The 12,443-nt window shown below is 62.8% G+C and carries 11 protein-coding genes; 9 read left to right on the top strand and 2 right to left on the bottom strand.

Translation table 11 applies throughout. The features are described 5' to 3' along the window. Positions 1-30: 30 nt before the first annotated feature. Positions 31-1,059, bottom strand: a complete 1,029-nt coding sequence (locus ACLV7J_RS09490) for a neuromedin U (RefSeq protein ID WP_411868861.1) — start codon at positions 1,057-1,059, stop codon at positions 31-33. Between the two features lie 339 nt (positions 1,060-1,398). Here ACLV7J_RS09490 and ACLV7J_RS09485 point away from each other — a divergent pair, with 339 nt between their 5' ends. The 3 genes from ACLV7J_RS09485 to ACLV7J_RS09475 all read left to right on the top strand — a co-directional run bounded on the left by ACLV7J_RS09485 (position 1,399) and on the right by ACLV7J_RS09475 (position 4,233). Further along, a complete protein-coding gene (locus tag ACLV7J_RS09485; RefSeq protein WP_411868860.1) occupies positions 1,399-3,459 on the top strand; it encodes an alkyl/aryl-sulfatase in 2,061 nt (686 codons plus the stop codon). Between the two features lie 217 nt (positions 3,460-3,676). Then, positions 3,677-3,982 (top strand): transposase, encoded by a 306-nt coding sequence (locus ACLV7J_RS09480; RefSeq protein WP_411868859.1) that lies wholly within the window; start codon positions 3,677-3,679, stop codon positions 3,980-3,982. Beyond that, complete coding sequence (locus ACLV7J_RS09475; protein WP_411868858.1) at positions 3,982-4,233, top strand: hypothetical protein; 252 nt, start codon at positions 3,982-3,984, stop codon at positions 4,231-4,233. Before ACLV7J_RS09480 ends, ACLV7J_RS09475 begins: the two co-directional genes overlap by 1 nt. 198 nt (positions 4,234-4,431) lie before the next feature. Here the strand turns inward: ACLV7J_RS09475 and ACLV7J_RS09470 are convergent, their stop codons facing one another. Then, positions 4,432-4,560: a hypothetical protein gene (locus ACLV7J_RS09470; RefSeq protein WP_411868857.1), complete on the bottom strand. Its 129-nt coding sequence runs from the start codon at positions 4,558-4,560 to the stop codon at positions 4,432-4,434. Positions 4,561-4,796: 236 nt separating this feature from the next. Here ACLV7J_RS09470 and ACLV7J_RS09465 point away from each other — a divergent pair, with 236 nt between their 5' ends. The 6 genes from ACLV7J_RS09465 to brxC all read left to right on the top strand — a co-directional run bounded on the left by ACLV7J_RS09465 (position 4,797) and on the right by brxC (position 12,443). Beyond that, positions 4,797-5,798: an ArdC family protein gene (locus ACLV7J_RS09465; protein WP_411868856.1), complete on the top strand. Its 1,002-nt coding sequence runs from the start codon at positions 4,797-4,799 to the stop codon at positions 5,796-5,798. 219 nt (positions 5,799-6,017) lie between these two features. Then, the gene (locus ACLV7J_RS09460; protein ID WP_411868855.1) at positions 6,018-6,311 is read left to right on the top strand and encodes a hypothetical protein; all 294 of its coding nucleotides are present in this window, start codon (positions 6,018-6,020) and stop codon (positions 6,309-6,311) included. Positions 6,312-6,702: 391 nt separating this feature from the next. Next, the gene (brxE, locus tag ACLV7J_RS09455; protein WP_411868854.1) at positions 6,703-7,341 is read left to right on the top strand and encodes a BREX-6 system BrxE protein; all 639 of its coding nucleotides are present in this window, start codon (positions 6,703-6,705) and stop codon (positions 7,339-7,341) included. After that, a complete protein-coding gene (locus tag ACLV7J_RS09450; RefSeq protein ID WP_411868853.1) occupies positions 7,338-8,147 on the top strand; it encodes a hypothetical protein in 810 nt (269 codons plus the stop codon). Before brxE ends, ACLV7J_RS09450 begins: the two co-directional genes overlap by 4 nt. Then, a complete protein-coding gene (locus ACLV7J_RS09445; RefSeq protein WP_411868852.1) occupies positions 8,144-8,785 on the top strand; it encodes a DUF1788 domain-containing protein in 642 nt (213 codons plus the stop codon). The genes ACLV7J_RS09450 and ACLV7J_RS09445 overlap by 4 nt, the downstream gene beginning before the upstream one ends. Before the next feature lie 10 nt (positions 8,786-8,795). After that, positions 8,796-12,443, top strand: coding sequence for a BREX system P-loop protein BrxC (gene brxC / locus ACLV7J_RS09440; protein ID WP_411868851.1), 3,648 nt, complete (start codon positions 8,796-8,798; stop codon positions 12,441-12,443).

Here is a 12,443-nt window from a genome sequence, read left to right as displayed (position 1 = left end):
GTTGAGAGATCCTAAATTCTCGGCGGGATGCTACCCGCCGGTTGGGAACAAAGCCTGAATCTGCAGGCGAAGGGTGACAGGTCCGAGAAGCCTGTCGCCGACCACCTCTGGTCGCGTCACATTCCAGAATGCCTGAAAGGAAGCATTGAAGGGCTGGCTACCGAGACGGAAGATCCTTCCGAATCCACCGCCAATCGGCACCGTCCAGCCTCTGCCTTCATGGGCAGTCCAGTCAGAGGTGATGATGGGGGAACTGGCGAGATACCAGCCATTGGCAAGGTTGTAGTTGATGAAAGGCTGGATGAGCATGGAGTTGATCTTGCGACCTCCTTCGCCAGCGAACGACCAGATATTGTTAGCCAGCATGCCGGCTACAAGCGGACCTGATGTATAAACGGCCACCGCTGCTGGGCCGGCACTCCAGCGTTGACTGCTCAGCTGCACATCTGTTGCTGAGGGTATCACCAGCGTAGGGCCGAGTCCAAGCTGGAGGCGGCTGTTGGTGCGTGGTACAAGAAACAAGCTGGGATTGATGTCTCCAATGCCGATGATGTCAGTATTACCTGTTAAGGGTCTTTGAATGACCGGAATAATGGTGCGGCTGATCAGAAGAAAATCCTTGTTCAGGTTGAATGGAACGACAGGCTGAACGTTCCAGACGTTGAGAGTCCGGTTGGCTTCCGCAGATGGATCAATCGACCGCGGAGCCCACTGACTGGCAGGAGTCGCGTTCCACTGAATCGGGAAGCTGATCAGATTGGCAATGGGGTTCTGAGCCTCCTTCGCCAAGGCTTCACGATTTCCTTCCCGTGCCTCCTGCTCAAGAACGGGTTGTGAGTCAAGAACGGTGGTCGTTTCTTTGTTGGCCGTGACAGAAGGAGCGCTCTGGCCAGCCCCCTGGGTCAAGGCTTCCGCCAGTGTCACCGCGCTCATATTGAATCCTGGCTGAGCTGCAGATCCAGCCGAAGCGGCGTCTGCCTTGGCCAGGATGGACATGTGCCCGATGGCTACCAATCCAGTCAGCAACCAGCGTAGACGTGGCAGTAGAACCATCAGCATGGCGGCGAGAATTCCGGATCCTTACACCGGCAGACCAGCATCGGGATCCGGCCCAGACGGTTTGATCCGCCGTCCCTGCATCAAGAGCGCAAGACGCAATGTGATCAATCACCCGATTCCGATCAGTCACGGATATTCCAGCCGCGACAAGACCGGTCAATTACGATAGGGCTGAATTGATGATTATGCCAGGGATTCCGACGTCATCGTTTCCCAGAAGACAGATCATGAGATTGCCTTCAAAACAGCTATCAGCCCTGGACAAATGGCGCTGGCCATGGCCGCGGCAGAGCTGGGCCGGACTGGCTAGGCTTGGCATAACTCATTCCACTCACGTTCATGGAAGAAATGAATCACGCAGCATCGTCATCATTTTATCATCAGCACTTTGACGCCAAAGGCAAGCCGGCATCCAGGTTTACCATTGATCAACAAAATCTGTTTCGCCAGCAACTGCCATTCGAAGACGAGCGCGATTTCGAAGAATCCAAGCAAGGTTTTATCGCTTCTCCTTCCTACATGCAGATCATGGCCGAGGACGGTCATGTGGCGTGGGACATGGGCAGCTATGACTTTCTGCTGAAAGGCTTCGATAGTGTATTTGATACGGTTCACCCCTCTCTGCAGCGCCAGGCCATCTTGAATATGGCTTATGGCTTATACGAAGTTCTTCCTGGCAAGATCTATCAGGTGCGGGGCTTTGATCTGGCCAATATGACCATTATCAAAGGGAACACAGGCTGGATTCTCTATGATGTGCTCACCTGCAAGGAAACGTCCCAGGCGGCTCTCGAACTCGTGAATGAACACCTTGGCCGGAGGCCGGTCGTGGCCGTGATTTATTCCCATAGCCATGTGGATCACTTTGGCGGCATTCGAGGGGTGGTGGATCCGGCTGATGTCGAAAGCGGCAGAGTTCAGCTGCTCGCCCCCGTCGGCTTCATGAAACATGCCGTTGCCGAGAATGTGTACTCTGGCAATGCCATGAACCGGCGCGCCTTCTACCAATATGGACTCCTTTTGCCGCGCAGCCCCTTTGGCCACGTCGATCAATCGATCGGCAAGAACGCAGCCTCAGGCAGAGTTGGGCTGATCGAGCCCAATCGGATCATCGAAAAGGACCTGGAAGAGATTGTGATCGATGGTGTCCGGATGGTGTTTCAGAACACCCCAGGTACTGAGGCCCCGGCGGAGATGAACACCTATTTCCCGGATTGGAAGGCCTTCTGGGCTGCCGAGAACATCTGCGGCACGATCCACAACATCTACACCCTTCGTGGCGCCCTAGTCCGCGATGCCTTGGAGTGGTCCAAGAAGATCAGTGAAGCTCTCTATCTGTTTGGCCAGGAAGCGGAGGTGATGTTTGCTTCGCATAGCTGGCCACGCTGGGGTAATGCCCGCATTCAGGAGGTGATGAGGGTCCAGCGTGATGTCTATGCTCACATGCACAATGAAGTGCTGCATCATGCCAATCAGGGCGTGACGATCAACGAGATTCACAATGTCTATCAGCTCCCTGAAGCCTTGCAGCAACAATGGGCTGCCCGCAGCTATCACGGATCGGAGGAGCACAACAGCCGGGCCGTGATCAATCGCTACCTGGGGTACTGGGATGCCAATCCCGCAACATTGATTCCCCTTTCCCCCGCCGACTCTGCTCCATTGTATGTCGAGATGATGGGGGGCGCCGAGAAGATCTTGGCAAAAGGCAAGGAACTGCACCAGGAAGGTAGATACCGTGAAGCGATGGAGATCCTCAACAAGCTTGTCTACGCCGAGCCTGACAACCAATCTGCCAAAGATCTGCTTGCAGATGTCTTCGAGCAGATTGGTTATCAAAAAGAAAGCCCCAGTGTGCGCAACAGTTTCCTTGCGGCTGCTTTCGAGCTGCGCAATGGCTTCCCCAGTGGAGTTGCCGCCCAACCAGTCAATCCTGATTTGGTCATAGCGCTGTCGACAGAGCTATTCCTTGACTTCCTGGCGATTCGGGTGGACAGCAGGAAAGCTGAGGGCCTGCGATTCACGATGAACCTACAGACACCTGATAATGGCGAGCAATTCATTATTGAACTCAACAACTCAACTCTGACCAACATCAAGGGCTTCCAACTCGAGAGCCCTGACCTCGCGCTTGTGATCAACCGCTGCGATCTGGAGTTGGTGATGGCTGGCGCTACCACCTTGCTCGCGTTGATTGCTGCAGGCACTGCAAGGCTGGAGGGTGATGGCCAGCTGTTGCAACAATTCCGCGACGTATTGGTTCAATTCTCGCCATCCTTCAACATCATGCCGGGGACCAATCAAGAGCGTTCAACTGCAGCGCCTATTGAGGAGCCTGATTCCAGGGCCACTCCGGATCCCTTCTCCCAGGCTGAGCCGGCGAGCACGGCAGGGGGCTGAGATTGGGGTCCCATCATTCCCGAGTATCCTCTTGCGGCCAGTGACCGCCAGCGGCACTGATAGGTCCCCCACTTGGGATCGCCGGTGATCAGTGGCCCGATCCGGCCGTTCCGCTGCGCATCGATCAGGCCCTGCTCTGAGGTGGTCTGGTTTTTCTGGACAGGCCCATCGTTACCCTCCGAGGCGGGGTATCGCCCTTGAAAGGGGCCTCCCACCCATGAGCAAGCGCCGCACCCACAGACCCGAGTTCAAGGCCAAGGTCGCCATGGAGGCGATCAGCGGCCGCATGACGATCCAGGAGATCGCCGCCGACCATGCCGTTGAACTGCGCAATGCAGCGCACCTCTCGGTGCGACCGATCCAGGTGAGCCAGTGGAAGTGGCAGCTGCTCGATGGCGCCAGAGAGCTGTTCACCAGGGGAATGAAGAGCATGGACAAGGACGAGGGTCAGGCCAAGGAGGCCGAGCTGTTCCAGCAGATCGGGTTGTTGCAGTCCGCCGACTCAGGGAATCCTGCGAAGTGATGAAGGAAGACCAGAATCCAGAGGTTGAACTGGTGGCCGATCTGGTGGGGCTTGGTGCCCGGCTGGAGGCGCAGAGCGAAGTGCTGAGCGATCCCAGCTTCGATGCCTGGTACGTGGCGGGCGGGTGGCGATGGCTGGCCTTCCTCACCCCCCGGCGGATCCCCCTGATGGGCTTCTACCTGATGCGCCGTGCAGTCTGGATTCGGCTCGAGTGGGTGGACCCTGCGGTGTTGGATCTGGCCCCCCGCTAGCTCTTCTGTCTCAGCAGGTTGTTCAGCTGACAAGAGAGTGTGGTGATCTCAATGCCAGCCTGGATCTCGCCGAGGGTCACACTGGCCAGATAGAGGTCTGCGTCATCGGTGCTCTGTTACGAGGCGAGCACGGCGCCATGGGGGCGTGGCTTGCCCAGCTCCGAAACCACATGGGTGTCGAGCAGGAACGCTTTCGGCCTACAGCGCCAGCACGGATCGCCGACGAGCCTGGCCCCGCGGCGGCACCAAGGTCTCGGTGCGGGCCTCTCCGGACAGCAGCAGGTCCTTGACGCGCGCCTTGGCGTGCTGCACCTGCCAGACCGACATCACGACCACTCTCTCTGACTAGTCAGCTGACGAGGCTAATGCTCCTGGTTGGAGCCGCCCCCCCGCGCCTCTTCCCTCCGAGCTGGATCGCGCTCTGGAGGCCCCAGGGGAGCGCGCGCGGGAATCCTCATGGTCACCCCGCGGGCAAGGGCTGACGCAAGGCGGCGATGCCGCGCTGCGGTCGCCGCCCGTTGCCTGCGCGGGGCACCACGCGGACGTCCCGCGCCCTTCCCGCCATGGCAACTGCCCAGTCCCGCCCACAGCCCAGGTCAGCGCAGCGCACCGCTCGGCGCGAGGGTCTGTCTCCTGAGGAGGCCCTGGTCGCTGATCTGATCGCCCTGCTGGAGCAGGGCACCACCCCCTGGCGGCGGCCCTGGGATGGCAGCGGCGGCGGTCACCACGTGAATCTGCTCTCGGGCCACCGCTACCGCGGTGCCAATCCGATCCTGCTCACCCTGGGGATGCACCTGCGGGGGGCTGGCTTGCCCTTCTGGTGCGGCTTTGCCGAGGCCAAAAGGCTCGGTGTCTTCCCCCTCAAGGGCAGCAAGGCGGTGCGGATCCTGCGGCCCCAGCTGAACTCCCGCGAGGAGCAATCGGAGGGCAGTGAGGTCGTGCAAACCGTGCAGCGCAGCTGGGTCAGCTACCGCCCCGTGCCGGTCTTCAATGTCTGCGATCTCGAGGGCGAAGCGCTGGAGGGCCTGATCGCCGCCCGCCAGGCGGCAGAGGGGGCTGGGCCCCAGGGGGCAACACCTCGGCCTGAGCCTGAGCGCATCGCCGCCGCAGAAGCTGCCCTGGGGGCTTGGCCCGTGCCGGTGAGCCACGGCGGCGAGAAGGCCTTCTATCTGCCGGAGCTCGATCGCATCCAGCTCCCCGATCGCGTCGCCTTCTCCGGCGCCGATGCCTTCTATGCCACCTGGGCCCATGAGGCCATCCACTCCACCGGCCACGAATCCCGGCTGCAGCGGGATCTGGGTGGGCGCATGGGCTGTCCCCGCTATGCCCGCGAGGAGCTGATCGCCGAGCTGGGAAGCGTGCTGATGGGCCAGCGGCTGGAGATCGGCTGCGATCTGGCGAATCACGCCGCTTATCTGGAGGCCTGGGTCGCCCTGCTCAAGGAGTCCCCCCGGGTGCTGTTCCAGGTGCTGAGCGCGGCGCGGCAGGCGGCGGATCTGATCTGCCCTGAAGTTCTCGCTGAAGAGCCCGCCGCAGCCGGGGCGGCTGAAGCCCCCGCCGGCTGAAGCTCCAGCGTGAGCGGGGCCCTCCCGCCGTCAACCGCACTCCGGGCCGTGGAAGTGGCGCCTCAGCCGGGCCCCACGAGAGGCCGTGCCGGGCTGCCTCAGTCTCCGCCGGGGGCAAGGGCTGCGCGAGGCGGCGATACCGCTGCGCGGTCCGCCGCCCCTTGCCTTCCCGGCGTTCCTTTCGGCGTCCCGTCACGGCGCCCCATGGCGTCTGCGCCCATGTCCCCCACGCTCGATCGGCTCACCGCAGAGGATCCCGTCGCCCTGGTGCAGTCGTGCCACAGCGCCCTGCTCTGGATCCTGCGCTCCCACCAGAGCAAGCCGATTCCCCGCTACTGGATCGATTACCCCTACGGGGAGGAGGAGATCGCGCTGCTGGAGGAGGAGCTGCTCCCCGCCCTCGAGGAATTCCTGGCCCGCACTGGCGAGATTGATGCGGTGATCGAGGCGGCCCAGGAGGCCGAGGTGGAGCGGGTCCAGGCGGAGATGGCGGCGGAGCGGGTGCCTGCCTAAAGGATCCCGGCGGCCCCGGGAGTTCCTCGGGGCCTAACCAGCTGCCGCAGGCAGCACCCCCCAATTTTCAGTTCCACCGTGTGCGTTTTCTGTTGCTCCGGCGAGCTCTCAATGAAGTGCTCTGATCCCGTCGGGATGAAGCCACAGCCACAGGGCCGCTTACCGGTATCGCTTCAGGCTCTGCCCCCCCTGCCTTCGCTTACACAGACGATTGCCAGCTGGAGTGGTGCAGTGCAGAAGGACTGCACACAGTGACTGGGCACCCCATCGAGTACAGCGGCTATGCAGAAAACGCATAGCTCGTCAAGGTTTCTCCCTACGTCAGCCCGCCACCGATCCCGCAGGCCAGGAACCAGAATCAGACCCCTACGCTCAGGGACCTGCCCAGCCTGTGACCCTCCTCGAACTCACCGCTGATCCAGGGGGGCAGCCTGCGAACCACCGCGGGTCTCAGGTCGTTACGTCGAGCGACCTGGACCTGGCCCTCACCGCTCAGATCGCGGTGGCCTGGGCCGGCGAGGGTGGTGAGGAACCCCGGCTGAGCTGGTGGCAGACGGACCTGGTCTCCGAATTTGGTGGTGAGGACCTGCTGCGACGCCTGCTACCCAAGACCTACCCCTGGGCCGTGTTCCAGGCGGTGCGGGAAGCGGCACGGCGCAAGGACGAGGAGCTGCGAGCCAAGGCCAGCGACCCCGACCAACTGGTGACGCTGTTCCGCTTTGGCTTCGAGCTGGATGAGCAGATCGAGGAGCGCCTGCAGACCCACAAGAGGAGTGGCCTCTCACCCCAGGAGGCATTGCCCGGCTTGGTAGAGGTGCTCGGGGCCACGCTGCATGAACCCTGGGATCGCGCGCACTTCGAGCAGTGGGTCGAGGGCTACGGACCGGCCCAAAGCGATCCGGTTCCCACGGGCCGCCAGCTCAAAGGGACAGCTCCCACTGCCCTGGACCGCAGGGTGCAGCAGCTGGTAGCGGCGCTGGCCCCCCTGAGCGACGCCTACCCGTTGCCACACTTCCGTGTGAAGCCATGAGCAAGGCCGCTGCCAGCAAGCCAACCCCGCGCCCGAGGGAGGAAGAGCGCCTGCACACCCGTGTGCTCAAGTGCACGCTTGAAGCGGCCAACTCGCGGATCTTCTGGGCGGAAAGCAGCAGCCAACAGCCGCTGCACGCAGAGGAGGCGTTCGAGGCGGGCTGGTTTGGTCATCGCAGCTTGAGCCGGCTGCGTGAGCTGCTCACGAACCTGCGGGCCCGCTATGGGGCCTTCCCAGCTGCCCTGGATGTGCTGCGTGGCTGGACGCGGATGGGTGGCGACACGCAGAAGCTGATCTGCCACTGGCATCTGCAACTCAGCGATCCGCTCTATCGGCAGTTCAGTGGCACGTTCCTTCCTGATCGCCTTCAGCAGGGGCTGCCCACGATCAGCAGGCAGCAAACGGTGACTTGGCTGGGGGATGCCGGCGGGGGCCGGTGGTCAGGCAGTACGCGTCTGCAGCTGGCCAGCAAGCTTCTGTCCACGGCCCACAGCGCCGGCCTGATCCAGGGGAAACGGGATCCACGCCCAATCGTGTTTCCTCCCGTTCCGGATGACGCCCTTGCCTACTTGCTTCACCTCCTGCGCGAGGTGGACTTCCATGGCACGCTGCTGGCCAATCCCTACCTGCGTTCGGTTGGCCTGGAGGAGGGCTTGCTCACCGATCGGCTCAAGCGGTTGCCGGACTTGAGCTTTGGCCGTCAGGGCGAGCTGGTGGACATGGGCTGGAAGCATCGCGACCTGGCGGAGTGGGCCGCTCACTCCCGCTGGAGCGGTGCTGACCAGAGGGAGCTGGTGGCGGCATGACGAGCACCCTTCCTCTGTTTGGCCAGGTCTACACGGCTATTGAGGCCCTGCGGCGTGACCTCATTGATCCGGAGGATGGCCCCCGCATCAGCACGATGCGGAACTACCGCTTCGCGATCGTCCAGTACGACCCGAAGGACGAGTACGTCATGCGCGTTGAAGTCCAGAAACTGATCGCGGAGCTGGTGACCAAGGGCTGGTTTGTACTGTCGATCGATCTGCAGAAGCTGCTCCTCGACCGCATTCGCTCACAGCCTGACGACTGGTCTGAGAAGGTGATCGCGATGGAGAAGCGGATGGCGGATCGGCAGCTCGATCGGGGGTTGAACTACCTCAAGAGCAAGCTGCTGCCCTTGGTGGAGGGCCCCGAGGGATTGGCCGGCGACTGCAAGCGGCTGATTCAGGATTTCGTAAAGCAGCACCCCGACAAAGTCGATCAGACCCTTGTGCTGATCGGTCGGGCGGGGGGGCTCTACCCGTTCTTCCGCTCATCTGCCCTGCTACGGCACCTGGACGGCCAGACCGAGAACGTGCCCGTGGTGCTGCTCTATCCAGGCACCAAGCAGGGCCCCACATCCCTGTCGTTCATGGGCCTGCTGACACCGGATAGCGACTACCGCCCCCGCATCTACCCCTGACGAGAGAGCCATGACATCCAAACCCCTCCACACCCTCTTCAAATCGGATGTCACCCGGGACATTTCGCCTGTGGTGTATTTCCATGAGCAGACACCCGAGAAGATTCAGGCTGAGGTCAGCGAATACATCATCACGGGGGGCTGGCCAGATGGGCATCCGAACCGGCAGAGGGTGCCGGATGGCATTCACGAGCAGTACGTGCGTCTGCTGCAGGGGATCACGCGGGAGCTGGAGAAACCGGGTGGACCGGAGCTGCCGACGGCCTGGATCTCTGGCTTCTTCGGATCGGGTAAGTCGATCTTCGCGAAGCTGCTGGGCTTGGCGCTGGATGGGATGACGTTGCCGGATGGCAGGTCGCTCTCCGAGGCCTGGCTGAAACGTGACAGCTCACCCAACGCAAACGAATTCCAGAAAGCGTGGGACGCTCTACGGATGAAGATCGAGCCGATGGCGGTCGTGTTCGACATCGGTAGCGTCGCACGCGACAACGAGCATGTGCATGCCGTCGCCCTCGGCCAACTGCAGAAGCGCCTTGGGTACTGCTCAACCGAGCCCCTAGTGGCCGACTTCGAGCTGAAGCTCGAGCGGGACGGGCACTGGCCGCAATTCCTTGAGAAGGCGGAGCAGACCCTCGGAGAACCCTGGAGTGCGGTGAAGGATCAACAGCTCGCCGAGGAGCAGTTCTCCTTGGTGATGTCGGAGCTGTTCCCAGATCTGTACCGGGATCCCATGGCCTGGTTCGAGAGCCGAGCCGGCACCCACCAGCGGCACGACTCACCAGAAGAGGTGGTGAAGGCGATCCGCGACATGCTCAAGCACCGCAATCCGAATGCCACCTTGTTCCTGGTGATCGACGAGGTGTCGCAGTACGTTCTCAACAACCGGGACCGCACCGATCGGCTGCGGGCGTTCGCCTCTGCTTTGGGTTCAACCTTGCGGGGCAAGGCCTGGCTGCTCGCCTTGGGACAGCAGAAGCTGGATGAGGCAGCCGGTGACACCTTTCTGTCGTGGGCGAAGGACCGCTTCCCGCCCCAGCTGCAGGTCCACTTGGCGCCCACCAACATCCGTGATGTGGTGCACCAGCGCATCCTCGCCAAGACCCCAGAGGGTGCTGCCGAGCTGCGGGAGCTGTTCGATCGCCATCGCGCCGACCTGAAGCTCTACGCCTATGGCTGTGAGGACACCACGGCCGATGCGTTCGTGGATGTGTACCCGCTGCTGCCGGGGCAGATCGAGCTGATCCTGCGGATCACCTCGGTTCTGCGCACCCGATCGAGCCGTGCCCAGGGCGATGACCAGGCGATCCGCGGTCTGTTGCAGCTGCTGGGCGAGTTGTTCCGGAGGCAGCAGCTCGCTGATGCCCCGATCGGCACCCTCGTGAGCCTGGACCGCGTCTATGAGGTGCAGTACACCGCCCTCGATGCCGACACCCAGGCCTCGATGGCCCGGATCCAGGCCCAGTGCACGGGCGAGGGGAGTGACCTGATGCTGCGGGCCGCCAAGGCGGTGGCCCTGCTGGAACTGATTCAGGACACCGACCCCACCACCGAAGAGCTGGTGGCCCGGTGCCTTGCCGATCGCATGGATGGGGGCAACCAGCAGCCCGCAGTGCGCCAGGCCCTCGAAGAGCTGCGCCGACGCAACCTGCTCGGCTACTCCGAGAAGCAGGGCTTCAAGATTCAGTCCACCGCCGGGGAGGAGTGGGAGCGTGAGCGGGCTGATTTCCCCTTCAGCAGGCAGGAGCTGAGCAAGCAGCTGCAGGACAGCCTTGGGGGCCTGATGGGTGATGTCTCCGGCACCGAACGGCCCAAGTTGGAGGGACGGCCGTTCCCCTGGGAAGTGCGCTATTCGGATGGCCGCTACGCCAATGACGCCCAGCTGCTGGATCCCCGCGATGACGCCTGCCTGACGCTTGATCTGCGTTGCCTGCCGTTGGATGAGCGGGTGGAGAGCGCCTGGGTGCGCCGCTCAGCGGAGGAGCCCCAGCTGAAGAAGCGGCTGCTCTGGATCGCGGGCAACAGCGATGCAGCAGAAGACCTGGCCCGGGAGCTGCATCGCTCCATTGCAATCATCCAGAAGTACCAGCCGCGGCGAGAGTCGCTGCCGCCTGCGAGGCAGAGGTTGCTGCTCGATGAGCAGACCCGCCGAGATGCGCTGATCCCCCAGCTGAAACGGGCGATCGCTCAGAACTGGATGGAGGGGACGCTCTACTTCCAGGGCCGCAGCCTCAATCCCAAGGATTGCGGCCAGAGCTTCGGGGCGGCGCTGCTGGCGGCCGGCACCCAGGCCCTGCCCCTGCTCTACCCCTACTTCCGGGCGATCCAGATCCTGCCCACAGAGCTCAACCAGTTGCTGCAGCCCGAGCTCACCGGTGCCTCCACCAAGTTCCTGCCGGAGGGGCTTGGGATTCTGGAGCTGGATACCGGCCGCTATGTGCCCGCCTGCAGTGGCGAGATTCCGCGGCGGGTGCTGCAGACGATTGAAGACGACCCAGGACTGGAAGGCTCCGAGCTGCTTAAGACCCTGGGCTCCGCTCCCTATGGCTATGCGCCGGGTGTGGTGAAAGCTTGCGTGGCGGGTTTGCTGCGCGACGGCAAGATCGCGATCCAATCGGAAACCGGTCCAGAGATCACCGCCAGGCGGGATGCCGGGGTGCAGGACCTGTTCGACAAGGACCGCAGCTTTCGCAAGGCGCGGTTCAGCAAGGGCGGCGATGGCGGCACCAGCCGTCAGGACCGGGCGCGCATCTGCAAGCTGTTCGACGAACTGCTGAAACGGGATCTCGACCGGGAGGAGGGCCCGATCGCCGATGCGGTGTCGGAACTGTTCCCCGACTTGGCCAAGCGCCTGCGGGAGGTACAAACCCGGCTGAGCCGCCTACCTGGGGATTTCCAGGAACCCGCCGCCCTCTCCAAGTTGCAGACAGCCCTGGAGCAGTGCCTGCGCAATCCCAGGCTGACGCGACCGACGGTGCAGGCGGTGTTGCGCCATCTCGACGCCCTGCGCGATGGGCTCACCACCCTGCAGGTGCTTGAGGCTGAGGTGAATGACGCCACGGTGACGGCCCTGCGGGATGCCCACACAGTGGTGACGCGCATGGCCAGCCAGATTGAGGGCCTGGGCGTACAGGCCTCCAACGTGGAAGCGGCTGCCAAGCGGGTGCGCCGCAAGCTCGGGAGCCAGGATCCCTGGCGGGGGCTGTCGGACCTGGAAGGCGATCTCGAAGAGATCCGCAACGCTTACCGCAGTGAGCGCCGGCAGCTGTTGCTGGAGCAGGAGCAACGTCTTGAGGCAAGCCGCCAGAAGGTGCGTGGCTGTAGCGGCTACAGCACGCTGGGAGCGGACCAGAGCCATGCGGTACTCAAACCGTTTGCCGCCTGTGTGATCAGCACGGATGAGGAAGCGATCGCTCCAAGCCTGGTTGACCTGAAGGATCCGTTTGTGGCGCGCCTGCAACGGGCGGAAAAGGAGGCCGTGGAGACGCTGGATCGGCTGCTTGTGGCCTCCGGCAAGGAAACCCAGCTGACGCAACAGGTGGATCTGGGACTGCACAACCGGGAGCTCAACAGCGAAGAGGATGTGCGAGCCCTGGCGAGGGAGATCGAGAGCCGCCTGCTGCCGCTGGTGCAACAGGGCGGCCGAGTGCGGATTCTCTGA

The sequence above is a fragment of the Vulcanococcus limneticus LL genome (assembly GCF_943369875.1).
Taxonomy (GTDB): Bacteria; Cyanobacteriota; Cyanobacteriia; order PCC-6307; family Cyanobiaceae; genus Vulcanococcus; species Vulcanococcus limneticus_A.
Note: the sequence above shows the minus strand (reverse complement) of the source record. Positions and strands in the feature narration are given on the sequence as shown.

Coding starts and splice junctions, on each gene's coding strand:
- ACLV7J_RS09490 (WP_411868861.1), bottom strand. CDS start 1,059: ATGCTGATGGTTCTACTGCCACGTCTACGCTGGTTGCTGACTGGATTG.
- ACLV7J_RS09445 (WP_411868852.1), top strand. CDS start 8,144: ATGACGAGCACCCTTCCTCTGTTTGGCCAGGTCTACACGGCTATTGAG.
- ACLV7J_RS09485 (WP_411868860.1), top strand. CDS start 1,399: ATGGAAGAAATGAATCACGCAGCATCGTCATCATTTTATCATCAGCAC.
- brxC (WP_411868851.1), top strand. CDS start 8,796: ATGACATCCAAACCCCTCCACACCCTCTTCAAATCGGATGTCACCCGG.
- ACLV7J_RS09470 (WP_411868857.1), bottom strand. CDS start 4,560: ATGTCGGTCTGGCAGGTGCAGCACGCCAAGGCGCGCGTCAAGGACCTG.
- ACLV7J_RS09475 (WP_411868858.1), top strand. CDS start 3,982: ATGAAGGAAGACCAGAATCCAGAGGTTGAACTGGTGGCCGATCTGGTG.
- ACLV7J_RS09480 (WP_411868859.1), top strand. CDS start 3,677: ATGAGCAAGCGCCGCACCCACAGACCCGAGTTCAAGGCCAAGGTCGCC.
- ACLV7J_RS09450 (WP_411868853.1), top strand. CDS start 7,338: ATGAGCAAGGCCGCTGCCAGCAAGCCAACCCCGCGCCCGAGGGAGGAA.
- ACLV7J_RS09460 (WP_411868855.1), top strand. CDS start 6,018: ATGTCCCCCACGCTCGATCGGCTCACCGCAGAGGATCCCGTCGCCCTG.
- ACLV7J_RS09465 (WP_411868856.1), top strand. CDS start 4,797: ATGGCAACTGCCCAGTCCCGCCCACAGCCCAGGTCAGCGCAGCGCACC.